A 23,529-nucleotide genomic window follows, 5' to 3' on the forward strand; every position below is an offset into this window, starting at 1 on the left:
TCCAGCTTTGCTTACCTTGAAGCCTGGCCCCTGCATGCGGCAGGGTCGCCGCTGCTTGAGAATCTACATAGGGAATAACATGATCAACAGACGCCCCACGCGCATCGCCGCGGCGGTGCTGGGCACCGCGCTTGCAGTTTCGAGCTTCTCGGCAGCGCACGCCGACACCCCCGAAATCACGCCCATCGAGCAGATCCAGGGAACCGGCAGCGCTTCGCCAATGGCCGGCCAGGATGCCACGGTGCGCGGTGTTGTCACCGGAGCCTACGCCGAGGGCGGGATCCGCGGCTTCTATCTGCAAAGCGCTGACAGCGGTGCAGATGCCACGGGCCAGGCGAGCTCGGCCATCTTCGTCTACGCACCGGACGAGGTCTCCTCGGTGAGCGTCGGCGACCACGTGCAGGTTTCCGGCGAAGTCTCCGAATACTACGGCCTGACCCAGCTCAAGGCCGGCAGTGTGGCGGTTCTCGATGAGCCGGCCGAAGCCGTGAAGCCGCTGGCGGTGGCGCTGCCAGCCAGCGACGCTGAACGCGAACGATTCGAATCCATGCTGATCGAACCGCAGGGAGAGTTCACCGTCTCGGTCAACTATTCGCTGAACCAGTACGGCGAGCTGGGCCTGGCCATGGGCACCAGTGAAATCCTGCCTGGCGAACGCCTGCTGCGCCAGCCAACCGATGTCTTCCGCCCGGGCTCGGCCGAGGCCAAGGCGCTGGCCGCAGAAAATGAGCAGCGCTCGATCGTGGTCGATGATGGCGCCACGCTGAACTTCACCACCAGCAGGAACAAGCAGATCGCCCTGCCGTATATCGATGCCCAGCAGCGCGTGACCGTGGGGGCTGAGGCCACCTTCATCGGCCCGGTCATCCTGGATTACCGCTACGACCTGTGGCGCTTGCAGCCCCAGGGGCAGGTGATCGGCGCCGATGATGCCGATATCGCCGTGAACTTCGAGCAGGTTGAGAGCGATGCCCCGGACGAGGTGGGCGGCAACGTCAGCGTCGGCAGCTTCAACGTGCTGAACTATTTCACCACCACCGGCGACATGCTTGACGGGTGTTCCTACTACACCGACCGCGAAGGTAATCCGATCAATGTCCGCGGCGGATGCGATGCCCGCGGCGCCGCGACGGCTGAAAGCTTCGAGCGCCAGCAGTCCAAGATCGTTGCCGCGCTGAGCAAGTTCACCGCAGATGTCGTGGTGCTCGAGGAGATCGAGAATTCCGCACGCTTCGGTCAGCATCGCGACGCGGCCCTGGCCAACCTGGTCAATGAGCTGAACGATGAAGCCGGCCGCCAGGTGTGGAGCTACGCTCCGACCCCGTCGGTGGTGCCCGCCGACGAAGACGTCATCCGCACCGCGATCATCTACCGCAACAAGGCGGTGAAGCCGATCGACGAATCGGTGATCCTCGATGATCCGGCCTTCTCCAACGCCCGCGATCCATTGGCCCAGGCCTTCCAGCGTGTTGGCGGGAACCAGAACACCCGCTTCCTGGTGGTAGCCAACCATTTCAAGTCCAAGGGCTCGAATCCCGATGACGGCTCGGGCAACGCCGACAAGGGTGATGGCCAGGGCGCGTGGAATGAGGCACGAGTCGGCCAGGCCGAGGCCTTGGTCCAGTTCGCGGATCGGCTGAAGAAGCTGCGCAACACCGACAAGGTGCTGCTGGCTGGCGACTTCAACTCCTACTCGGCCGAAGACCCGATGCAGGTGCTGATCGAGGCCGGCTATGTGGACCTCGGTGCTGAGGCGGATTCCCAGAGCTACCTCTATGGCGGATTGGTCGGCTCGCTGGACCACATCTTCGCTTCGAAGGAGCTGGCGGGCAAGGTGACCGGAGAAGACATCTGGAACATCAATGCCACCGAATCCGTGGGCTACGAATACAGCCGCTACAACAACAACATCACCAACCTGTTCACTGCCGACCAGTACCGTTCCTCGGATCACGATCCGGTGCTCGTAGGGTTGCAGCTGGATAAGAAGAACTAGCTGATTCCGCTGGCTGGGTGGCCGGGCGTTCCTCTTCGCTGAAGAATGCCTGGCCACCTTGTTTTAACTCCCTGCTATGAATGTAATTCCGAGTTGGCTGCCGCTTGGCGAGACCGGGGCCCAAAAAAGGGGTTGACAGCAGAATTCCATCATGGAGAATTGGTGGAGAAGATTTGTGAGAGCGCTCACAAAATGTTTGGCAGAGTCGCTTTCATCGTTTCAGGCATCCAGGAAATTGCAGGACCTTTTCTTTTTGCCGCATTTTGAGAGCGCTCTCAAAACTGTTTGGCGCTCATCCGCTCGCACGATTCATATTCGAAATGGAGTCACCGTGAAACCCTCACGCAGATCCCCACTGGCAAAGGCAGCAGTTCTTGCCGGAAGCATCGCACTGCTGGCAACCGGCTGCGCCGCCGAGGCAAGCAAGGATGCGGAGCCGGCCTCTGCCGACAACCCGATCACCCTGACCGTGACCACCTTCGGCACCCAGGGGCTGGACACGCTGTACGAGCAGTACGAGAAGGACAACCCCGGCATCACCATCGAAGCCACCAACATCGACACCGGAGGCAATGCGCTGACCGACTGGAAGACCAAGCAGGCGGCTGGCGCCGGCTTGCCTGATGTCCAGGCCGTGGAAGAAGGCTGGCTGGGCCAGGTGATGACGGTCTCCGATTCCTTCACCGATCTGCGTGAATACGGAGCGGACGAGATTTCCGGGGAATGGGTCGACTGGAAGGTCAAGCAGGCCACCGATCCAGAGGGCCGGATCATCGGCTACGGAACCGATATCGGCCCCATGGGCATCTGCTACAACGCCAAGCTGTTCAAGGACGCGGGCCTGCCCAGCGAACGCGACGAGGTTGCCGAGCTGCTCGGCGGCGACGACGCAACCTGGGAAGACTTCTTCAAGGCAGGCGAGGACTACGTGGAGAAGTCCGGCGAGGCGTTCTACGACCAGTCCGGCTTCGTCTGGAACGCCATGGTCAACCAGCTCGACGAGGGCTACTACAAGGCTGATGGATCGCTGAACGTCGAGGGCAACACCGAGCTGCGCGAGCGCTGGGACCTGCTCTCCGAGGCAGCCTCCGAGGGCTTGTCCGCCAACCAGACCCAGTGGGACTGGGGCAAGGGCCAGGCCTTCGTTGACGGATCCTTCGCCGTCATGCCGTGCCCTGGCTGGATGCTGGGCAACGTCAAGGGCAAGGTTGAAAGCGCAGGCGGGGATTCCAGCGCAGGCTGGGACTTCGCCGATGTCTTCCCGGGCGGCCCAGCCAACTGGGGCGGCTCGTTCCTGACCGTTCCGGCAACCTCGGAGCACCCTGCCGAAGCTGCCAAGCTGGCCCAGTTCCTGACCACCGCCAGCTCGCAGGCTACCTCCTTCGAACAGGCCGGCGCCTTCCCATCGAACCTGGAAGCGCAGAAGTCCGAGGCGGTGACCGGTGCGAACGAGATGAGCGAATTCTTCAATGACGCACCGGTGGGCGAAATCCTGGGCAACCGCGCCGACGGCGTGAAGGCACAGTTCAAGGGCCCGCAGGATTCGGTGATCCAGGAGCAGGTCTTCGGCCCGGCAGTGCAGGCGATCGACTCCGGCACCGACGGCGCGAGCGCGTGGGACAAGGCCCTGGCCACCCTGCAGGAACTTGAGATCAAGTAATCCCGTAGCCCGCGCCAACTCCAGCCCAGGGCCCGCGGCCCGCAACGAGGTTGCGGCCCTTGGCTGGTCAGCTACTCCAGCAGGAAAGATGCCACCGATGAGCACCACAACACGCAATGCCCCGGAACAAGACCGGGATGCCAGCGCGCATGCAGCGCAGCCCCGGCGCCGGCAGCCCGGCAGGAATGCTCCGACCAGGGAAAAACTGGCGGAATCCGCGCAGGAACGCAGAACCTGCCGCCGCCACCGCCGCGGGCAGCTGGATTTCAAGTATTCCCCCTACCTCTACATCTCGCCGTTCTTCCTGCTCTTCGGCTTGGTGGGCCTGTTCCCGCTGATCTACACGTTCGTGGTGTCGATCAATGACTGGGATCTGCTCGGCGGCGCGGGGGCGTGGGTCGGCTTGGAAAATTACCAAGCCGAACTGTCCTCCCCGCTGTTCTGGAATTCCCTGTTCAACACCTTCAGCATTTTCCTGCTTTCGGCCATCCCGCAGCTGGTGATCGCGACGTTCATCGCGGCCATGCTGGACCAGAACATCCGCGCCAAGACGTTCTGGCGGATGAGCGTGCTGGTTCCCTATGTGGTCACCCCGGTCGCAGTCACGCTGATTTTCTCCTCGGCCTTCGACGAGCAGTACGGTGTGCTGAACAACCTGCTGGGCGCCGTGAACCTCGACCCGATCGCGTGGAAGACCGACGTCTTCGCCTCGCATGCGGCGATTGCGACCATGGTGAACTGGCGCTGGACCGGGTACAACGCACTGATCCTGCTGGCCGCCATGCAGGCGGTGCCCCGCGAGCTGCACGAATCGGCGGCCATCGACGGCGCCGGCGCGATCCGCCGGTTCTTCTCGATTACCCTGCCCAGCATCCGCCCCACGATGATCTTCGTGATCATCACCGCTACCATCGGCGGACTGCAGATCTTCACCGAACCGAAGCTGTTCAACCCCAGCAGCTCGGTTCCCGGCGGCCCCGACCGCCAGTACCAGACCACCGTGCTCTACCTCTGGGACCTGGCGTTCAACCGCGGGGACTTCGGCCGCGCCTCGGCCGTGGCCTGGATGCTCTTCCTGATCATCATCGTGATCGGCGTGATCAATTTCCTGATCTCCGGCTCCATCGCCTCCTCGGCCGACAAGAAGGGCGCGCGCAGCACGGGCCGAACCAGTGCGGCACGCCGCGCGTCGGCCCGGGCCGAAGCCGCAGCGGCGAAGCAGGCCAACAGAATGCAGAGCGGAAGTGCAGCACATGAGTAACGCAACCATCCAACGCCCCGCACGCCAGGCGCCTGCGCCCAAGCGCCGCGGCAAGAACTTCTCAATGGATCGCCGCCCGGGCTTCCTCACCTACGGAATCCTGCTGGCCTTCCTCATCGGCAGCACCTACCCGCTGTGGTACAGCTTCGTCATCGGCTCCTCCACCGGCGGGGTGTTCGCCTCGGCCTACCCGCCGCTGCTGCCCGGCGGGCACTTCTGGACCAATGTGGCCGAAGTGCTGGACTCGATCGATTTCTGGGCGGCCCTGGGAAACAGCATCATTGTCTCCTCGGTGATCACCTTCTCTGTGGTGTCCTTCTCCACCCTGGCAGGCTACGCCTTCGCCAAGCTGCGCTTCCGCGGACGCCAGGGACTGCTGGTCTTCGTGATCGCCACCCTGGCCGTGCCCACCCAGCTGGGCATCATCCCGATGTTCATGATGATGAAGCAATTCGGCTGGACCGGCTCGCTGGGAGCCGTCATCATCCCGACCCTGGTCACCGCCTTTGGCGTCTTCTTCATGCGCCAGTACCTGGTGGAGAACATCCCCGATGAGCTGATCGAGGCCGCGCGCGTGGATGGCGCGTCCATGATCGGAACCTTCTGGCATGTCGGCGTCCCAGCGGCCCGGCCCGCGATGGCGATCCTGTCGCTGTTCACCTTCATGACCGCGTGGACCGACTACCTGTGGCCGATGCTGGTGGCGCCGCAGAACCCGACCTTGCAGGTGGCGTTGAGCCAGCTGCAGTCTGCAAGATACGTTGACTACACCATCGTGATGAGCGGAGCCTTGATGGCGACGATCCCGCTGCTGGTGCTTTTCATTCTTGCAGGCAAGCAACTTGTATCCGGAATTATGGCAGGAGCTGTAAAGGGCTGATGATGAACCACCTATCCCAGCAATTCGCATGGCCGAAGGACTTCTTGTGGGGCTCTGCCACCGCGGCAGCCCAGATCGAAGGGGCGGCGCACTCCTACGGGAAGGAGGATTCCGTTTGGGACGCCTTCGCCCGCAAGCAGGGGGCCATCGCAGGCGGCGATAATCTCGATGTCGCGGTGGACCACTACCACCGCTACCGCGAAGACGTGCAGCTGATGCGCGAACTGGGCCTGGACTCCTACCGCTTCTCCACCAGCTGGGCGCGCATCGTTCCCGGCGGGCGCACGGTGAACCCCGAGGGCCTGGACTTCTACTCGCGGCTGGTCGACGAGCTGCTGGAAAACGGCATCCTGCCGTGGCTGACCCTGTACCACTGGGATCTGCCGCAGGCGTTGGAGGAGCACGGCGGCTGGGCCAACCGGGATACCGCGTACAAGTTCCTCGACTACGCCGAAGCGGTGCATGCAAAGCTCGGCGACCGGGTGAAGCACTGGACGACCTTCAACGAACCGCTGTGCTCCTCGCTGATCGGCTACGCCGCCGGCGAGCACGCCCCGGGACGCCAGGAGCCCGAGGCCGCGCTGGCCGCGGTGCACCACCAGCACCTGGCCCACGGGCTGGCCGCATCCCGGCTGCGCGAACTGGGCGCCGAGCAGATCGGCATCACGCTGAACCTGACCAACGCGGTGCCGAACGACCCGAGCGATCCGGTGGACCTGGAAGCCGCGCGCCGCATCGACGCGCTGTGGAACCGCATGTACCTGGATCCGATCCTGCGCGGCGCCTACCCGGAAGACCTGCTCGAGGACGTCAAAGGACTGGGGCTGGCCGAAGCCATCGAGCCCGGGGACCTGGAAATCATCGCGCAGCCAATCGACTTCCTGGGCGTGAACCACTACCACGACGACAACGTCTCGGGGCATCCGCTGCCACCCGGCCAGCCGCCGGCCATCATGCCCACCGATGCGCCGAAGTCCTCGCCGTTTGTCGGCAGCGAGTACGTGAGCTTCCCGGCCCGCGACCTGCCGCGCACGGCCATGGGCTGGGAGGTGAATCCCGAGGGGCTGCGGGTGCTGCTGAACCGCCTGAAGCGGGACTACAGCAATATGCCGGCGCTGTACATCACGGAGAACGGCGCGTCCTACACGGATACGGTCACCGAGGCCGGAACCATCGAAGACACCGAACGCGAGGAATACATCCTCAACCACCTCGATGCCGTCGCCCGCGCGATCGGCGATGGCGTGGATGTCCGCGGCTACTTTCTCTGGTCCTTGCTGGATAATTTCGAATGGGCCTGGGGCTACGCCAAGCGCTTCGGGATCATCCACGTCGATTACCAGACGCAGGTGCGGACGATCAAGAATAGCGGCCGGACCTACGCGGGGTTGATTGCCGCGAACCGTACAATGGCATAACACCTGAGCATGGTGGCCCGTAGCCCGCTCCCGGTGCTGCGGGCCACCATCGCGTTTCCACGACGAACTACTGCAAGGCACCTGGGTACAGAACATGAGCATGCACGAAGCGCGCAGTCCGAAGCCGACCCTAGAGTTGGTGGCAGAACGCGCAGGTGTCTCGCGCGCCACGGTTTCCCGCGTGGTCAACGGCTCGGAACGGGTGAAGCCCGCGGCCCGCAGGGCCGTTGAATTGGCGATCCGCGAATTGAATTATGTGCCCAACCGCGCTGCCCGTTCCCTCGCGCAGGGCCGGACCAATTCCGTTGCCCTGGTTGTCCCCGAGAACACCGCGAAGTTCTTTGCCGATCCCTACTTCGCCAAGGTGGTCCAGGGCGTGGCCCGGTACCTGGCCGGCACCGAATTCATGCTCACCTTGCTGCTGTCCACCGAAGCGGATCCGGCAAAGACCACCCGCTACCTGCAAGGCGGCAACGTGGATGGGGCACTGGTGCTTTCGCACCACGCAGATGACCGCTCCTATGCTGATCTCGGAAACGTGCTGCCCATGGTCTATGGCGGGCGCACCATGAGCACCGACCAGAAGGACATCTATGTTGTCGATATCGACAACATTGCCGCGGCCAAGCAGGCGACGGAGGTCGTCATTGGCCAGGGGCGCACCAAGCTGGCAACGATTGCCGGGCCGCAGGACATGGGTGCGGGACTGGACCGGCTGGTGGGATTCAAGCAAGCGGTTCAAAACGCTGGCCTGGAACCTGTGGCTATCGAGATCGGCGATTTCACCCCGGCGAGTGGTCGGCGGATCATGCGGCAGCTGCTGGATGCTAATCTCGCGGTCGATGGTCTGTTCGCTGCCAGCGCCCAGATGGGCTTCGGCGCCTTGCAGGCCCTGGCCGAGGCCGGCGTGAAAGTTCCCGAGGACATTTCGGTCACGTCGGTCGATGATGATTCCTTCGCGCGGAGCTCGACCCCGCCGTTGACGACCATTGCGCAGAACCCGGAGCGCCAGGGCGAGATCATGGCGGAGCTGCTGATCAAGCGCATCAACGGGGAACAGGTGCCCGAGTGGAGCATCATGGACACGAAATTGGTGCTGCGCGCCTCGCACTAGTCCCTCGCGGTGCCTGCGTTGAATCAGCAGGAATAACAAAAAAATTCCCACTCGAATGAGTGGGAATTTCAACTTGTGCGCCCAAAGGGATTCGAACCCCTGACCTTCTGTTCCGTAGACAGACGCTCTATCCAGCTGAGCTATGGGCGCTTATTCAATTGCTTGCCGTCTTGACGACTTGAATAACTTTACACGAGATTTTCCGGGAGCAATAACCAAAACGGCCAAAAGTGTGGTGTTTCACAAAATAACTAGTCGACTTCGGAATCGACGGAGCTGGAAGCCTGCTAATCGTGCAAGATCGCCTGGTAGAGGTAATGATCCTGCCAGCGTCCGGCGATCTTCAGGTAGTTCGGTGCCATCCCTATGCGGACGAAGCCGTTCTTCTCGAGAACGCGCTGCGACCCGTGATTGTAGGGGAGCGTGCTGGCTTCCAGTCGGTGCAGCCCCAGGTCGTTGAGCGCAGCGGTGCGCAATTTGGCCACGGCCCGGGAAGCCAAGCCGCGGCCGGTGTGCTCATGATCGATCCAGTAGCCCAAACTGGCGCTTTGGAATGCGCCGCGGACCACGCCGCTGATGTTGAAGCGACCGATGAGCTTCTTGTGCTCGAAGAGTCCGAAAGGGAAGGCTAGTCCGCTCCGCCGCGCTTCTGCGGCTGCGGCGAGGCTTGCCGCCTGATGGGCTTCGGTAAAGAACTCGGCGGGACGGGCCGGTCCCCAGGGCTGAAGGTGCTGCCGATTGCGCCGGTAGGACTCGGCGAGTTGCCGCGCGTCGGCAATTTCCAACGGGCACAGGCTGAGTTGGCCATCCAAGGCGACGTGGTTCATCGGCTCATTCCTTGCGGGAAACAAAAAATTCCCACTCGATCGAGTGGGAATTTCAATTTGTGCGCCCAAAGGGATTCGAACCCCTGACCTTCTGTTCCGTAGACAGACGCTCTATCCAGCTGAGCTATGGGCGCATATTCTTTTGTCCAGCTCGTTCTCACGAACCTCGAATAACTATACAGGTCGATTTCGCGCTGTACAAATCGACGGGCAAAGCTACTGGGCCCAGGTGAACAGAAGGTTATGTGAAGACATTGAAAGGGTACCGGTCTACGTGACCTTAGTCACTTAATGCGGGTGCGCTGGTTAGCCTAACCCCCGGAATTACGGGAATTTTCTCTTTTTGGTCCCCGGGGTTTCACTTTCATGAGGTTTCGATCACACGGCGCGGGCGTCGAGCACACCCTAGCCTTGATTTATTGCAAGTTCAGCCCAATGGAGGGAATGGATAATGAGCACGAGCTCGGATCAGAACGTTATCGACGCAGCACCTACTTCGCACGCGAAGTTGGCATCCTGGGTCGAGGAAGTTGCCGCACTGACGAAGCCGGATCGTGTTTATTGGGTTGATGGGTCTGTCGAAGAGAATGATCGCCTGACTGCCGAGCTGGTTGAAGCCGGTACCCTGGTCAAGCTGACCGATCCGAACTTCCCCAACTCCTACGCCGGTTTCTCGGACCCCAAGGACGTGGCCCGAGTCGAAGAGCGCACCTTCATCTGCTCCGAAAAGGAAGAAGATGCGGGCTTCACCAATAACTGGGAAGACCCGACCAAGATGAAGTCCATGCTCAACGGCCTGTTCGATGGCTCGATGCGCGGACGCACCATGTACGTTATCCCGTTCGTCATGGGACCGCTGGACGCAGAAGTACCTGCCTACGGCGTGGAAATCACCGATTCCGCCTATGTTGTCGCCTCGATGCGCATCATGGCCAAGATCGGCAATGAAGTGCTGCGCAAGATGGAAGCCGAGAACGCCTTCTTCGTTCCGGCCCTGCACTCGGTCGGCGCACCCCTGGAACCAGGCCAGGAAGATGTTCCATGGCCATGCAACGAAGACAAGTGGATCGTGCACTTCCCCGAAGAGCGCGCCATCATGTCCTACGGTTCGGGCTACGGCGGCAACGCGCTGCTGGGCAAGAAGTGCTACTCGCTGCGCATCGCCTCGGCCATGGCCCGCGATGAAGGCTGGCTCGCAGAGCACATGCTCATCCTGAAGCTGACCAGCCCGCAGAACAAGTCGTACCACATTGCCGCGGCCTTCCCATCGGCCTGCGGCAAGACCAACCTGGCGCTGCTGGATCCAACCATCGAAGGCTGGAAGGCCGAAACCCTGGGCGATGACATCAACTGGATGCGCATCGGCAAGGACGGCGAGCTGCGCGGCGTCAACCCTGAGTACGGCCTGTTTGGCGTGGCTCCAGGCACCGGCTGGTCCACCAACCCGAACGCCATGCGCGCCATCTCCAAGGGCAACAACATCTTCACCAACGTTGCGCTGACCGATGAGGGCGGCGTCTGGTGGGAAGGCATGACCGACGAGCCCCCAGCGCACCTGACCGACTGGCTGGGCAACGACTGGACCCCTGAGTCCGGCCGTCCTGCAGCGCACCCTAACTCGCGCTTCTGCACCCCGATCGATCAGGTCGACATGCTCTCGGACGACTACTACTCGCCAAACGGCGTGAAGATCGACGCGATCCTGTTTGGTGGCCGCCGCAAGACCACCATCCCGCTGGTGACCGAAGCCCGCAGCTGGACCAACGGCATCTTCATGGGTTCGACCCTCTCCTCGGAGACCACCGCGGCCGCTGCCGGTGCAACCGGCGTGATCCGCCGCGACCCAATGGCGATGCTGCCATTCATCGGCTACAACGCAGGCGACTACCTGAACCACTGGGACAAGATCTCGGACAAGCTCAACCCGGAGCAGATGCCGAAGATCTTCCTGGTCAACTGGTTCCGCCGCACCGCTGACGGCGGTTTCGCATGGCCAGGGTTCGGCGACAACTCGCGCGTGCTCAAGTGGGCCATCGAGCGCATCGAAGGCACCGCTGACGCCCGCGAAACCATCATCGGCAACGTCCCGACCGGCGAGTCCATGGACCTGACTGGACTGGAAGGCTTCACCCCAGCCGATGTCGAAGCGGCCGTTGCTGTGAACAAGGACGAATGGGCCGTGGAAGTCGAGGGCATCGAGGAATGGTACGCCAAGTTCGGCGATGCACTGCCGTCCTCGCTGCGTGCAGAACTCGATGGCCTGAAGGCCCGCCTGAGCGCCTAGCAGAACTGGATCTCCCGCAGATCCGCACTTGGGAACGCCCCGGCCACTGGAATGCCAGTGGCCGGGGTATTTTCATGCGCAGCCAGGGAATTGTCACAATCTGGGTACAGTTTCCACACGCCGAGCCGAAGTGGGTGCAAAATCAACTATGTGTGAAAAGATTGCCCTATGGTTTTGGCACGATTGATTCTCGGGCTGCTGTGCTTGTCGCCCATGACTGGCTACGAGCTCAAGAAGCACTTTGACTCCTCTATCAACCACTTCTGGAACGCAGACAAGGCGCAGATCTACCGCACGTTGGCGCAGCTGGTGGACAAGGGGTATGCCACCGTGCGCACCGTCGCCCAGTCGAACTATCCGGACCGCCAGGAACACCACATCACCGAGGCCGGTCGCGAGGCGCTGGTCCAGTGGCTATCTGCCGGGGCCGTGCAGTCTCCCGAACGGGATCCCTTCATGGGCCAAGTGTTCTTTGCTGCCGAACTCGAACGCGGTGAGATCCAGAATTTGCTGGAGGAACGCCGCCAAGCCACGCAGTACACCCTCGATGACTACCTCTCCCAGCGCGAAGGCATCGACATGCGCGCCGCTGCGGACCGTCGCAGCTTCCTGATGGCTGCCACACTTGACCATGCAATCCGACAACAAGCCGCAGAGCTGGAATGGCTCGACGCGGTATTGGAGTACTTGCCATGACTGCAGCCAAAGACCAGAACAAGACCCCTGCAAGCGATGCATCACGCGATGCCACCGATTATCCGGAAGTGCATCCCGGCCGGCATCACGATGCCCAGCGTTCGATGCAGACGCTGGTGTTCCTCCATGGCGGAAACGTCGGCAACTGGAGCTGGGACCCGCAGGTGCTGGCCTTTGGCGACTACAACATCCTGACCCTCCACCTGCCGGCCTTCGGCGCCCGGTTCGAGGAGGCCTGGGAAGGACTGGAATCCGCCGCCGATGACGTCGCGGCCTTGATCGCCGACGAAGTTTCCGAAGGCGGCGTGCACCTGGTGGGCATGTCCCTCGGCGGCGTCATCGCGCTGCACGTGGCGGCACGGCATCCGGAACTGGTTGACTCCGTGATGATCACCGGAACACCGGTGACCGGCGTGGGCCAGGCGGCCAGGGCTTTCCAGCGGATGCAGCTCAAGCTCATCGGCAGCGAGTGGTACTGGCGATTCCAGGCCGGAGCCTACGGCATGGTGGATGACGAGCGGGAGCTGTTCACCGAGCATGGCGTGAAACTGAAGGCCGAGAACCTGCGGGCCATCATGGACGAGATGGATCCCGGGGGACTTCCGGAGAAGCTCGACTCCTACCAAGGTCCGGTGCTGGCCCTGGTCGGAGCCAAGGAGCCGAAGGTGGTGCAGAAATCCTTCGAGGCGCTGCGCGCCAAGCTCCCGCAGGTGATCACGCGCGTGGTCCCTGGCATGCACCACCAATGGAACATCGAGAACCCGATCCTGTTCAACTCGGTGCTGCGCAAGTGGATCTCAGAGGAAGGGCTGCACCAGATCCTGGTGGACCCGCAGGCCGCGAAACCGGCACGCGGCGCCAAGGCTGCGCCAGCCGAGCAGCCCTCCGAGGCTCCGGAATCCGAAGACCGCGATGCCGATCTGCCGGCACCGCCAGTCCAGGAGGCGGAGGCGAAGAAGTCTGGAAAGCTCGGCGGCAAAATCGATCCGCGGAAGCTGGATCCGAAGAAACTCGCCTTCAAGAAGAAGGCCCCGCAGAAGGGTGATCACCCGGAATCTGCCGCGGATACCGGAAAATAGCGGCAAAAAAGTGCTGCAGGTGGATTCCCCATGATTCCACCTGCAGCACAGTTGCAAGACCTGGATGCTAGGCGGCCAGCCACACATCCGTGCCGAAGACCTCATAGTGGATCCGCTCGGCTGGGATGCCGGCTTCCAGTGCCTGGCTGCGCGCGGCATGCATGAATGGCAGCGGGCCGCACAGGTACACCTCGGCGTCCTCGGCCAGTGCATCGGTCAGATTCATGTAGCCGGCCTTGGCGTTCAGCTCTTCCGGCAGTTCGCCGCGTTCGAACCAGGTGCCCAGGGTGGCCTGGGGCAGCTTGGCGATGGAATCGAGCATCTGCTCACGCAATGGCCAGGCACCCACTTCCTGGTCTGCATGCAGCACGGTGACCTTGCGGTTGGAGCCGCGTGCGGCCAGGGTCTGCAGCGCGGCGGCGCTCGGGGTGCAGCCGATGCCAGCGGTAGCGATCACCAGCGGCGCGCCCTCCTCATCGATGACCAGATCGCCATACGGATTCGACAGCTCGAGCACGTCGCCGAGCTTCAGGTCGTTGTGGATAACCGGGGAGAATTCGCCGTTCACATCCAGCTTGACGGTGATGGTGCGGCGGTTGGCCTGCTCGATATCGCTGCTCAGGGTGTACTGGCGAACCTGGCGGACGCCGTCGGCCATCGGCATGCGGACCGAAACGAACTGCCCTGGCTTGGCGACCGTCGCCGGGGTGTCGTCAGCTGGCTCGAAGCTGAAGCTGACCGAATCGACACCGGTTTCGGTGCGTTCGACAAGCTTCCACGGGGTGTAGATCTCGGCGTTGGCCTGCTGCGCGTACAAGCCCTTCTCGATCTTGATCAGCGCATGGGCCATCAGCCAGTACACCTCGGTCCAGGCCTCGGCGATCTCCGGGGTCAGTGCATCGCCCAGATCTTCGGCGATGGCATCGAAGAGGTGCTTGTAGACGATCGGGTACTGCTCCTCGACGACACCGAGGGAGGTGTGCTTGTGGGCCACGCGGGCGAGCATGGTTTCCGGGGTGACGCCCGGGTGCTTGACCAGGTAGGTTGCGAAGACCGCGATGGATCCTGCCAAGGCCTGCTGCTGGGTGCCGTTCTTCTGGTTCGAGCGGGAGAAGATTCCGTCGAGCAGTTCAGGGTGGGCGGCGAACAGGCGGTTGTAGAAGTTCGGGGTAATGCTGGAAATGCGCTCTGCGATGATCGGCAGCGTGGCTTCAATGACCGGGAAGGACTTGGTGGACAGCATCGGGTCTCCTTGGGCGTAGGTGATTACTTGTATCTGAAATACAAGATTTATGATTCATTTCTACGCTCAGTAGAAAAGGATTGCAAATCAATTGGCCGGTTTCGCAACAGAAGTGACCGGTATCACTTCATGGGTGAAGTGGAACTAGGAAACGCTGCGCACCGTAGGGAAGGGGAGCAGCGTGATGGGCTCCGCTGCTGACGTCGGGCAGATATCCCTGATAGTCAGCGGATCCAGCGAGGCGTAGAAGGCTTCGCGTGCCTGGCGGAAGACCGCCCGCAGGCGGCAGTTGCCCGAGAGCGGGCAGTTGGATTGCGCGTCATGATCGGTGCAGTCCACGATATCGGTGCGCTTGTCCAATTTGCGCAGCAGCCCGCCGAGGGAAAAATCCAGCGCTTCTCCGCTCAAGGCGGCGCCGCCGTTGCGGCCGCGGGTGACCTGCAGGATGCCCAGCGTGCGCAGTTCCAGCACTGCCTTGGCAACGTGGTTGTAGGGAACCCCGACCGAATCGGCGATCTCGCGGCTGGTCAGTTGCCCGGTGCCGGGAGTTGCCAGGACCATCACGGTCCGCAGGCACACGTCGGTGAAGGCACTGAGTTTCATGCTTCCCACTCTACGCGGGAAAAGCGCTTCGGGGTCGGCATAGTGACTATGCCGACCCCGAAAGCACCCGATGCGGGCTAGAGCGCGTTGGCCCAGATGGCTTCCGCCGACTCCGCCGCCGGCTCATCGAAGTGCCATTCTCCGCCTGGCTCGGCAGGCATGGTGTACGGCTGCACGATGGCCAGCGCGGCACCGATGCGGTGCTCGGCAACAATGTGGATGGCGTCCTGGTCATTGTCCTGGAGCAGCACGTCGGAGGCGACGGCGATGGCCTGGAAGTGGGTGCCCTGCTGGTTCAGCACCTGCATCAGGTCGGCAACCATGGCTTCGGTGTCGATGTCGGCTTCCGGATCCTCGGGATCGTCCGTTGGCGGAACCGCAATCAGGCGCAGCTCCGGCTCGTCTTCGCCTTCCTGCGGTTCCAGCGCGATGGCGAAAGGCAGGAACACGCCCTGCTCTTCGAGCTGTTCGCGGGCTACGCCCAGGGCGGTGCCCAAGACCTTGTTCAGCGCGTCCTTGACGCCTTCATCCAGTTCTTCGAGGTTCATGTCTTCCCTTTGCTAGTTGGCGACGGTGTTTTCACGCACGATAGCCAGCACGGCATCGCGAATGGGCTCAATGATCTGCGCGGTGCGGCCCTCGCCGTTGAAACGCAGGTACGGTTCGGTGTTCGACGGGCGCAGATTGATCCACCAGCTGCCGTCGGCCGCCGAAATGGTCGTGCCGTCCATGGTCGTCACGTCCACGGGCTGGTCCTGGAAGTGGGACACCACGCGGGCGGTGGCTCCGGCCTTGTCCTCCACCTCGGAATTGATTTCACCGGTGGCAACGTACGGCTCGTATTCGGCGCCGAGCTCGGAGAGCGGCAGGTCTTGCCCGCCCAGGGCGGCCAGCACATGCATGGCGGCGAGCATCCCGGTATCGGCATTGTAGAAGTCGCGGAAGTAGTAGTGGGCCGAATGTTCGCCGCCGAAGACCGCGCCCTGGGCGGCCATCTCGGCCTTGATAAAGGAGTGTCCCACGCGGGTCATCACCGGGGTGCCGCCGGCCTTGGCGACGAATTCCGGCACAGCCTTGGAGGTGATCAAGTTGTGGATGATCACCGGGGATTGTTCGCCGGCGGCCTGCACTCGCGCGATTTCGCGCACCGCAACCAGTGCGGTGATGGCCGAGGGGGACAGCGGCAGGCCGCGCTCGTCGATCACGAAGCAGCGGTCGGCATCGCCGTCGAATGCCAGGCCGAGGTCGGCGCCGTGCTCCAGCACCGCTGCCTGCAGGTCCTTGAGGTTCTCCGGTTCCAGCGGGTTGGCGGGGTGGTTGGGGAACGTGCCGTCCAGCTCGAAGTACAGCGGGATGATCTCCAGCGGCAACTCGGCCAGCACCGTGCCCCCGAGGACTGCAGGGGTGGTCATGCCGCCCATGCCATTGCCGGCGTCCACCACGATCTTCAACGGGCGAATGGCTGACAAGTCCACTAATTCCCGCAGGTAGGCTGCGTAGTCGGCCAGCACATCGCGTTCGCTGATGCTGCCCTGCGGGGCATCGCCGGAGACCGGCAGGCCCTCGTCCAGGTACTGCTGGGCAAGATCGCGAATGTCGAAAAGGCCGGTTGCCGAGGAAATCGGGCGGGCGCCGGCCTTGGACATCTTGATGCCGTTGTACTGGGCGGGATTGTGGCTTGCGGTGAAGACGACACCGGCGGCATTGAACTTGCCCGAGGCGAAATACAGCTCATCGGTGGAAATCAATCCGAGCATGACCACGTTGGCGCCGCGGTAGGTGGCACCGCGGGCGAAGGCCTGGGCGAATTCCGCGGAGGACGGACGCATATCGCCGCCAACCAGCACGTCCTTGCCGGACAGCGACAGCACGTCGACAAAGGCGGCGCCAATAGCTTCAATTGCTTCGGCATCCAGGGTCTCGCCGACCACGCCACGCACGTCGTAGGCCTTAAAGCTCTGATTCAGGTCAATCTGTTCACTCACGCCTTTCAGCCTACCGGCTAGGCCGATTCAAATCATTGAGATGCAGGCGAATGCGGGTGGGAAATGCCTAACATTTCTGCTGATGGATCCTGGCCGCACCTCCGCCGGGCAGAGCCCATCCACAATCCGCGGGCGCCGCGAGCCAAATCGGTAGGCGGGAACTGAAATACTGGAGGCATGGATGGCTCAACGCAAGTGGATCTGAAAACGCTGGCACTGCAGAAGCTGCGCGCCCTGGTGCAAAACCCGGACGCGCAGTTCCATGACGGACAGTACGAAGCGATCAGCGCGCTGGTGGCCCAGCGGCGCCGAGCGCTCGTCGTCCAGCGCACCGGCTGGGGCAAATCCGCGGTGTACTTCATCGCTTCCCTGCTGCTGCGCGAACAGGGCTACGGGCCAACACTGATCGTTTCGCCGCTGCTGGCCCTGATGCGCGACCAGGTCGCGGCCGCGGAGCGTGCGGGCGTCCGCGCCGCGGCCATCAACTCGGCCAACGTGCTCGAATGGCGCGAGATTCTCGAAAAGCTGCAGCGCAATGAGCTCGATGTGCTGCTGGTATCCCCGGAGCGCTTGAACAATCCATCCTTCCGCGAGCAGCAGTTGCCGATGCTGATGCAGCGACTGGGCCTGCTGGTGATCGACGAAGCGCACTGCATTTCCGACTGGGGCCACGATTTCCGTCCCGACTACCGCCGCATCCGCGATCTGATTGCCCGGTTGCCCCAGGGCCTGCCGGTGCTGGCGACTACCGCCACCGCGAACAGCCGAGTCGTCCAGGATGTGGCCGAACAGCTGGCCGGAGGCACCGAAGAGGTCTTCACACTGCGCGGCACCCTGGCCCGCGACTCGCTGCGCCTGGGTGTCCTGCGCCTGGCTTCGCCGCGGATGCAGTTGGCCTGGCTGCTCAGCCACATCGAGGACTTCAAGGGGTCGGGGATCATCTACACCCTGACGGTTTCTGGCGCAGAGGATATTGCCCGACTGCTCAAGGACGCCGGGCACGAAGTTGCCGCGTACACCGGACGCACCGATCTGGAAGAACGCGAACGTCTTGAGCAGGCGTTGAAGAACAATGAAGTGAAAGCGCTGATCGCCACCAGCGCCTTGGGCATGGGCTTCGATAAGCCGGACCTCGGCTTCGTGCTGCACGTCGGTGCGCCCAGCTCGCCGGTGGCTTACTACCAGCAGGTGGGCCGTGCCGGACGTGGAAGCGTCAACGCGGATGTGCTGCTGCTGCCCGGGCCCGACGACTCGGAAATCTGGGAATACTTCGCCACCAGCTCCATGCCGGACCAGGAGCGTGCCACCCAGGTGCTCGAGGCCCTGGCCAAGGCCGACGGGGCGATGAGTGTCCCGGCGCTGGAAAGCGCGGTGAACCTTCGGCGCTCGCCGCTTGAGCTGCTGCTGAAGGTCCTGGCGGTGGACGGCGCAGTGGAGCGCGTGGCTGGCGGCTGGATGCGCACGGACATGCCGTGGACCTATGATGCCGATCGCTACAAGCGGGTGGCGCAAAGCCGGGTCCATGAGCAGAACCTCATGGTCAGCTATGAGAACACGCGTGGCTGCCGCATGCAGTTCCTGACCGATGCGTTGGATGACCCGCAGTCCGCGCCGTGCGGCCGGTGCGACAACTGCGCCGGTGTGTGGTTCGACGACCATATTCCCGACGACTCCAAGGACAGTGCGCAGGCGGCCTTGGGCCGGGTGGGTGTGCCTATCGAGCCGCGCAAGCTGTACCCCTCCGGACTGGATCGGCTGGGCTACGCTCTCAAAGGCAAGATCCCTGTTGACGAGCAGGTGGCCATGGGCCGTGCGCTGGCCCGGTTGACCGACCTCGGCTGGGGCAACCGCTTGCGCCAGATCTTCGCCGACCCTGCCGACAACCCGATCGACAAGGCGATGTTCGAGGCCTGCATCAAGGTGCTGGCCGAATGGAACTGGGAGGAACGCCCGGTGGGTGTGGTGGCCATGCCATCGAATAAGCGCCCCCAGCTGATCACCTCGCTGGCCCAAGGCCTGGCCGAAGTAGGTCGGCTGCGCTATCTGGGCCAGCTCGAATATCGCGGTCCTGGACCGCAGAACGGTCCCGGAGGAAACTCGGCTTTCCGTGTTGCCGCGGTAGCTGATGCGTTCGAACTTCCAACCCAGCTTGAACAGCTCATTGCCAATGCTCCAGGGCCGGTGCTGCTCGTTGACGACCTGGTCGATTCGCGGTGGTCTATCGCGATGGCTGGACGGGCCTTGAGGATCGCCGGCGCTCCGGGTGTCATGCCTTTCACTTTGGGCGTAGCTGGGTAATCGCACAGTTAAACAAAGTAGTCTGGAAGCATGGAATTTCTCATCTGGCTCGTTGTCCTCATTGCAGTGATTGCCCTGGGCTACTTCGGTCTGCAAGCGCTTCGCAAGAAGAACACTGCGCAAATCGCGCAGGCGATTTCCCGTGAGGCGGCACAGGCCGCGAACGCGAGACTAGATGATGCTTCCCGCAATTCGGTGTACCGCAATTTGGCCAAGGGCGACATCATGGGCGCGGTCAAGGACTTCCGCGAGGCTACCGGCGACTCGGTCAAGAATTGCGTGATCGCAGTCCGCAGCCTCGACAAGTACCCGCAGACTGCCCCTGCCAAGGAATTACCGAACGATGATACCGAGCTCAAGGCCCTGGGCGACAAGCTCGAAGCCCAAGTTGAGCGCGAAGATCGAGAAGCGGCGGCAACTGCCGCTGCCGAGTCAGCGCCAGCATCGGCCGATGAACCCTGGGTTGTTCCCCAGGAATGGAGCGAGCAGTTCAGTTCTCTCCAGGAACCCAGTGCCACGCATTTCAAGATGGCATTTGAGCTTGACGGCGAGAGTCGCGAGTTTTCCAGCGAGCAGCTGCCGCCCAATGAATACGACCAGCTGTTCTCGATGCTGCGGGATTCCAACTTTGAAGCAGCGGCAAAGATTCTTCACGGCTATACGGACCTGCCGGTCGAGGATTTGGAACGCATGATCTCCACATCTCCAATGTCTGGCGCGAACGCCAACGGGAATGTCGCAGACTTCCGTTTTGAAGGCCAGGGACCGGATGGCCCTGTGCATTTTGATGCTGCCGAGCTTCCGGAAGCTGAACGCGAAGCGCTCTTCGATGCCATCGCAGATACCGATCTGGAACGGATGTCGGAAATTATCGTCCGGCATACGTCGTTGCCGGAAGATATCGTGCAGAACATGCTGCGGACTTTCGTGAAGCGCGAGGATTAGCAGCGGCAATCCAGCGGCGTTGGATGGTCAGCCGTTCGCGCGCCCGGCTGGGCCGGCGACTGGCCGAAGTCGACGCGGTGTGCTCGCCCGTTCGCGTTTTCTGCTCGCAAGCTATTGGCACTGCAGATCAGTGCGACGATGAGAAAGAATGTCACCGCAATCAGGCCGGCGCTTCGGGCGATTATTTCTAGCGCCCTAGGAAGACCAACGTGTACGCGAGACCGGCTGGCGCATGGACGTGCCTAAGGCGCGCCAAACGACTGTTGGCGATTCCCAGGGCATGTTTCCCGAAACGGACCACTTTACGAAATGCTGGTCAACTTTCAATGCGCCAGTCGGGAATTTTCTTCGTTAATCAGGCAACCCGCCAGTATTGGGGGAGACTGACGGGCTTCACCATTTCGAGGTCGCGTTTGGGGGCTGCGAACTCGATGCCTGACTGGTGATTCTTTGATTGGCATAAGCCAATGGCAACTGTAATGCCAGAAGAGCAAAATTAGAAGTGGAAAGAAGAAATTAAATACTTTTCCCAGTTTGAAAAATTACTAGGCGTTAAAGGTTTAACGACGTATCCTAGGCTTAGGTTTCACGCTGGGCAATCGTTTTTGGGGAATCGAAAGTCCTTGAAGAAACAGAATGGGGATTCTGTTTCTTGGCGCAAAACTCGCACCTGGCCCCCGCTGATGCATCATCAGCGGGGACTGGACTAATTTAAACAGCAGATCTTGTGGCCAATAGAGGCTTTCGCATGGCACTTAGTTGGCGTCGAATGACGGTGAATTGAACGGCACCGGTTGTTCTCCATGTGACCCTGTATTGGGCGTGGCCAAGTCGCGTTGAGCATTTGTCGAGGTTTGCTACGAAAACAGCATGGAGAAGTATTCCGACTGTTTTGACCCACGGGTCTTATTCTTGACCTGGAAACGAAAAAACCCCTAGTTGACTAGGGGTTTTTTGGCGGACACGGGGGGATTTGAACCCCCGGTCGAGTTTTAGCCCGACCCTTCATTAGCAGTGAAGTCCATTCGGCCGCTCTGGCACGTGTCCATCCGCTGTTTCCAGCAGAATCTAGCCTACCTGAAGATGGGTGCGTGTTCCAAAACGAGAGAGCTAACGCACCTGTCGCCACAGGAATTCGTAGCTGGTCGCCAGCATTTTCGCGGTGGACTCGTTGTCCGTTGAGCCGGCATGGCCGCCGTCCTGCGGCTCGTGGTACCTGACGTTGCCAATGCCCAGATCCATCATCTTCGCTGCCATGATGCGTGCCTGCGATGGACCTACACGGTCATCGGACGTCGTGGTCCAAATCAATGAGGCCGGATAGTCATCGACTCGATGAGGCTGATCGGTGAGCCGATGGACGGGGGAGAAGGTCCGCAGGAAGTCCCAGTCCCCGGGAACCTCCGGATCGCCATACTCGGCAATCCAGGAGTGGCCGGCCGCCAACTGGGTATAGCGCTGCATGTCCAAGAGCGGAACGCCGCAGGAGATTGCGCCGAACAAGTGCGGGTAGCCGGCGATCATGTTGCCCATGAGCAATCCGCCATTGGACCGGCCGGTGGCAGCCAAATGCGCTCGGGAGGTTACCCCGCGGGCCACAAGGTCTTGGGCGATGGCGGCGAAGTCCTCATAGGCGCGATGGCGCTTTTCACGAAGCGCCGCACGATGCCAAGCTGGGCCGTACTCACCACCACCACGGATGTTCGTCATGACGTATACCGGCTTGCGGCCGTCATCGGTGCGGCGCGATAGCCACCCGGTGCCCATCGCCGCTGCGTAGCCGGGCGTCATGCTGTGCTGGAAACCGCCGTAGCCATCCATCAGTACCGGGTTCTTCCCGTCGTGCACCAGATCAGCTGCCGCGACCTGGAAATAGGGAACCCTGGTTCCGTCCGCGGATGTCGCGAAGTGCTGGGTGACTTCAAAACCGTCGGCATCGAAACGATCCGGTGATTTCTTCACAACTTCTGCCTGGGTGCCGACAGTGCCGCGCAACAGGGTCGTCGGGGTGATGAAGCCGGTGATGGTCATCCAATAGTCATCGCCGTGCGCCGGATCTTCATCGTCAACAGCTCCCACCGAGACGCTGAGCATTGGATCCTCCAACGGCATGTCGGATTGGCTGAACTGGTCTGCCAGATCGATGATGCGCACCTGCGAAGCCACGTCGTGCAAGACGGTGAGCAACAGGTAATTGGCGGTGAAGCTCAGTGACTCCAGAGCCGTGTGCGCATCCGGGTTGAATAGGACCTTCTCGATGCTGCCGGACTCAAGGAATGCGTCCAACCGGGCGATGGCCAATGAACCGGCAGCGATCTGCTGGCCTTGGTGTTCCCATTGGGTTTGCGGGGCAAAAAGGACCCACTGCCGGTGGAGGCTCACCTGCACATCGGTTGGTACATCGATCCGATGGTGTTCCCCATCGATGAAGACCCCGGCAGTGGAATTGTAGAAGTCGATGGCGTCGGTGGTGACGATTCGTTCGAATCCGGGAGTCGAGTCGTAGTAGCCGAATGCTGCGACATGTTCCTTGTCGACTTCGAAGAGAATTGGGGCTTGTTCAATTTCCATGCCGCGGCTGAGCCGCCGCAAGGTGTTCGCGTAGGTTGAACGGGTGGTGTATTGCTCGCTGGTTGCGGAACCGACCAGCAAGGTATCGCGGTCAATCCACGAGGCCTGGGTCTTCGCGACAGGAAGGTCGAATCCGTCGGGAACAAAGCTCTTGGACGTCAGATCGAATTCGCGAATGCGTACTTGGTCGCCGCCGTCAGGGCTCAAACGAAGCAGCGCACGCTCATACGCATCACCGGAGGCGGGCCGCAGCAGTGCTGAACCAGCGAAATGCCATTCGTGGCCTTCCTGCCGCGCATGCAGGTCAAGATCCAGCAGGACTTCCCACTGCGGGTTGTCGCTGAGGTAGGAATCCCAAGTGGTGCGGCGCCACAGCCCAAGGCGATGGGCCGAGTCGCGCCAGAAGTTGTAGTAGTGCTCGCCTCGCTTGTTCACCATCGGAATGCGGTCCTGGGCATCGAGAACCGTCTTGATCCGCTGCGCATTTGCGTGGAACGTTCCGTCGTAGAGTTCGGACTCTGTGCGCTGGGTCTGGTTCCGCACCCATTCGAGTGCCGTTTCGTCGTGGATTCCTTCAAGCCAGGAATATGGATCGGTGCTTGCAACCTCAGAAACATGCTCAGTCATGGCCATAGTCTATGCGTCTGGCCCATGACGTGGTCCAAAGGT

General features: G+C 61.9%; 17 protein-coding genes and 3 tRNA genes. 11 read left to right on the plus strand and 9 right to left on the minus strand.

Annotated features, from left to right (window positions below):
• Positions 1-79: 79 nt before the first annotated feature.
• The 6 genes from ATK23_RS15835 to ATK23_RS15860 all read left to right on the plus strand — a co-directional run bounded on the left by ATK23_RS15835 (position 80) and on the right by ATK23_RS15860 (position 8,329).
• Positions 80-1,996, plus strand: a complete 1,917-nt coding sequence (locus ATK23_RS15835; RefSeq protein ID WP_066144034.1) for an ExeM/NucH family extracellular endonuclease — start codon at positions 80-82, stop codon at positions 1,994-1,996.
• 331 nt (positions 1,997-2,327) lie between these two features.
• The gene (locus tag ATK23_RS15840; RefSeq protein ID WP_066144037.1) at positions 2,328-3,656 is read left to right on the plus strand and encodes an ABC transporter substrate-binding protein; all 1,329 of its coding nucleotides are present in this window, start codon (positions 2,328-2,330) and stop codon (positions 3,654-3,656) included.
• Positions 3,657-3,753: 97 nt separating this feature from the next.
• Positions 3,754-4,917 (plus strand): carbohydrate ABC transporter permease, encoded by a 1,164-nt coding sequence (locus ATK23_RS15845; protein WP_066144039.1) that lies wholly within the window; start codon positions 3,754-3,756, stop codon positions 4,915-4,917.
• Positions 4,910-5,797, plus strand: coding sequence for a carbohydrate ABC transporter permease (locus ATK23_RS15850; protein WP_066144042.1), 888 nt, complete (start codon positions 4,910-4,912; stop codon positions 5,795-5,797). Before ATK23_RS15845 ends, ATK23_RS15850 begins: the two co-directional genes overlap by 8 nt.
• Entirely contained in the window at positions 5,797-7,215 is a 1,419-nt protein-coding gene (locus ATK23_RS15855; protein WP_066144045.1) for a GH1 family beta-glucosidase, read from the plus strand. Before ATK23_RS15850 ends, ATK23_RS15855 begins: the two co-directional genes overlap by 1 nt.
• Positions 7,216-7,309: 94 nt before the next feature.
• A complete protein-coding gene (locus tag ATK23_RS15860; protein ID WP_066144048.1) occupies positions 7,310-8,329 on the plus strand; it encodes a LacI family DNA-binding transcriptional regulator in 1,020 nt (339 codons plus the stop codon).
• 76 nt (positions 8,330-8,405) lie between these two features.
• Here the strand turns inward: ATK23_RS15860 and ATK23_RS15865 are convergent.
• The 3 genes from ATK23_RS15865 to ATK23_RS15875 form a co-directional block, all read right to left on the minus strand.
• A tRNA-Arg gene (locus ATK23_RS15865) sits at positions 8,406-8,479 on the minus strand.
• A 137-nt stretch (positions 8,480-8,616) separates the two neighbouring features.
• Positions 8,617-9,156 carry a GNAT family N-acetyltransferase gene (locus tag ATK23_RS15870; protein ID WP_066144051.1) on the minus strand — a complete coding sequence of 180 codons (540 nt, stop codon included), beginning with the start codon at positions 9,154-9,156 and terminating at the stop codon, positions 8,617-8,619.
• 60 nt (positions 9,157-9,216) lie between these two features.
• Positions 9,217-9,290: transfer RNA gene (locus ATK23_RS15875), tRNA-Arg, on the minus strand.
• Between the two features lie 317 nt (positions 9,291-9,607).
• Between ATK23_RS15875 and ATK23_RS15880 the strand changes: the two genes are divergently transcribed.
• From ATK23_RS15880 to ATK23_RS15890, 3 genes are all read left to right on the plus strand, one after another.
• Entirely contained in the window at positions 9,608-11,440 is a 1,833-nt protein-coding gene (locus tag ATK23_RS15880; protein WP_066144054.1) for a phosphoenolpyruvate carboxykinase (GTP), read from the plus strand.
• Positions 11,441-11,608: 168 nt separating this feature from the next.
• Entirely contained in the window at positions 11,609-12,136 is a 528-nt protein-coding gene (locus ATK23_RS15885) for a PadR family transcriptional regulator (RefSeq protein ID WP_066144057.1), read from the plus strand.
• On the plus strand, positions 12,133-13,215 hold the full coding sequence (locus ATK23_RS15890) for an alpha/beta fold hydrolase (protein WP_066144060.1): 1,083 nt from the start codon (positions 12,133-12,135) through the stop codon (positions 13,213-13,215). Before ATK23_RS15885 ends, ATK23_RS15890 begins: the two co-directional genes overlap by 4 nt.
• A 67-nt stretch (positions 13,216-13,282) precedes the next feature.
• Here ATK23_RS15890 and ATK23_RS15895 read toward each other — a convergent pair whose 3' ends face one another.
• The 4 genes from ATK23_RS15895 to ATK23_RS15910 all read right to left on the minus strand — a co-directional run bounded on the left by ATK23_RS15895 (position 13,283) and on the right by ATK23_RS15910 (position 17,046).
• A complete protein-coding gene (locus tag ATK23_RS15895; protein WP_066144063.1) occupies positions 13,283-14,458 on the minus strand; it encodes a globin domain-containing protein in 1,176 nt (391 codons plus the stop codon).
• A gap of 144 nt (positions 14,459-14,602) precedes the next feature.
• Positions 14,603-15,061 (minus strand): RrF2 family transcriptional regulator, encoded by a 459-nt coding sequence (locus ATK23_RS15900; protein ID WP_066144066.1) that lies wholly within the window; start codon positions 15,059-15,061, stop codon positions 14,603-14,605.
• Positions 15,062-15,138: 77 nt separating this feature from the next.
• The gene (locus tag ATK23_RS15905; RefSeq protein ID WP_038993806.1) at positions 15,139-15,609 is read right to left on the minus strand and encodes a hypothetical protein; all 471 of its coding nucleotides are present in this window, start codon (positions 15,607-15,609) and stop codon (positions 15,139-15,141) included.
• 12 nt (positions 15,610-15,621) lie between these two features.
• Complete coding sequence (locus ATK23_RS15910) at positions 15,622-17,046, minus strand: phosphomannomutase/phosphoglucomutase (RefSeq protein ID WP_083515703.1); 1,425 nt, start codon at positions 17,044-17,046, stop codon at positions 15,622-15,624.
• A gap of 177 nt (positions 17,047-17,223) precedes the next feature.
• Here ATK23_RS15910 and ATK23_RS15915 point away from each other — a divergent pair, with 177 nt between their 5' ends.
• On the plus strand, positions 17,224-19,344 hold the full coding sequence (locus ATK23_RS15915) for a RecQ family ATP-dependent DNA helicase (RefSeq protein ID WP_066144069.1): 2,121 nt from the start codon (positions 17,224-17,226) through the stop codon (positions 19,342-19,344).
• 30 nt (positions 19,345-19,374) lie between these two features.
• On the plus strand, positions 19,375-20,289 hold the full coding sequence (locus tag ATK23_RS15920; RefSeq protein ID WP_066144072.1) for a hypothetical protein: 915 nt from the start codon (positions 19,375-19,377) through the stop codon (positions 20,287-20,289).
• Positions 20,290-21,244: 955 nt separating this feature from the next.
• Here the strand turns inward: ATK23_RS15920 and ATK23_RS15925 are convergent.
• Positions 21,245-21,336: transfer RNA gene (locus tag ATK23_RS15925), tRNA-Ser, on the minus strand.
• A gap of 63 nt (positions 21,337-21,399) precedes the next feature.
• Positions 21,400-23,487 (minus strand): prolyl oligopeptidase family serine peptidase, encoded by a 2,088-nt coding sequence (locus ATK23_RS15930; protein WP_066144156.1) that lies wholly within the window; start codon positions 23,485-23,487, stop codon positions 21,400-21,402.
• Between the last annotated feature and the right edge of the window lie 42 nt (positions 23,488-23,529).

Origin of the sequence: Glutamicibacter nicotianae (assembly GCF_002797775.1) — a bacterium.
GTDB lineage: Bacteria > Actinomycetota > Actinomycetes > Actinomycetales > Micrococcaceae > Glutamicibacter > Glutamicibacter nicotianae.

Bases quoted from the DNA above. Each gene is read 5' to 3' on its own strand.
- ATK23_RS15915 (WP_066144069.1), top strand. From the start codon at position 17,224: ATGGATGGCTCAACGCAAGTGGATCTGAAAACGCTGGCACTGCAGAAG.
- ATK23_RS15835 (WP_066144034.1), top strand. From the start codon at position 80: ATGATCAACAGACGCCCCACGCGCATCGCCGCGGCGGTGCTGGGCACC.
- ATK23_RS15930 (WP_066144156.1), bottom strand. From the start codon at position 23,487: ATGACTGAGCATGTTTCTGAGGTTGCAAGCACCGATCCATATTCCTGG.
- ATK23_RS15870 (WP_066144051.1), bottom strand. From the start codon at position 9,156: ATGAACCACGTCGCCTTGGATGGCCAACTCAGCCTGTGCCCGTTGGAA.
- ATK23_RS15885 (WP_066144057.1), top strand. From the start codon at position 11,609: ATGGTTTTGGCACGATTGATTCTCGGGCTGCTGTGCTTGTCGCCCATG.
- ATK23_RS15905 (WP_038993806.1), bottom strand. From the start codon at position 15,609: ATGAACCTCGAAGAACTGGATGAAGGCGTCAAGGACGCGCTGAACAAG.
- ATK23_RS15890 (WP_066144060.1), top strand. From the start codon at position 12,133: ATGACTGCAGCCAAAGACCAGAACAAGACCCCTGCAAGCGATGCATCA.
- ATK23_RS15900 (WP_066144066.1), bottom strand. From the start codon at position 15,061: ATGAAACTCAGTGCCTTCACCGACGTGTGCCTGCGGACCGTGATGGTC.
- ATK23_RS15880 (WP_066144054.1), top strand. From the start codon at position 9,608: ATGAGCACGAGCTCGGATCAGAACGTTATCGACGCAGCACCTACTTCG.
- ATK23_RS15855 (WP_066144045.1), top strand. From the start codon at position 5,797: ATGATGAACCACCTATCCCAGCAATTCGCATGGCCGAAGGACTTCTTG.
- ATK23_RS15860 (WP_066144048.1), top strand. From the start codon at position 7,310: ATGAGCATGCACGAAGCGCGCAGTCCGAAGCCGACCCTAGAGTTGGTG.
- ATK23_RS15920 (WP_066144072.1), top strand. From the start codon at position 19,375: ATGGAATTTCTCATCTGGCTCGTTGTCCTCATTGCAGTGATTGCCCTG.
- ATK23_RS15895 (WP_066144063.1), bottom strand. From the start codon at position 14,458: ATGCTGTCCACCAAGTCCTTCCCGGTCATTGAAGCCACGCTGCCGATC.
- ATK23_RS15845 (WP_066144039.1), top strand. From the start codon at position 3,754: ATGAGCACCACAACACGCAATGCCCCGGAACAAGACCGGGATGCCAGC.
- ATK23_RS15850 (WP_066144042.1), top strand. From the start codon at position 4,910: ATGAGTAACGCAACCATCCAACGCCCCGCACGCCAGGCGCCTGCGCCC.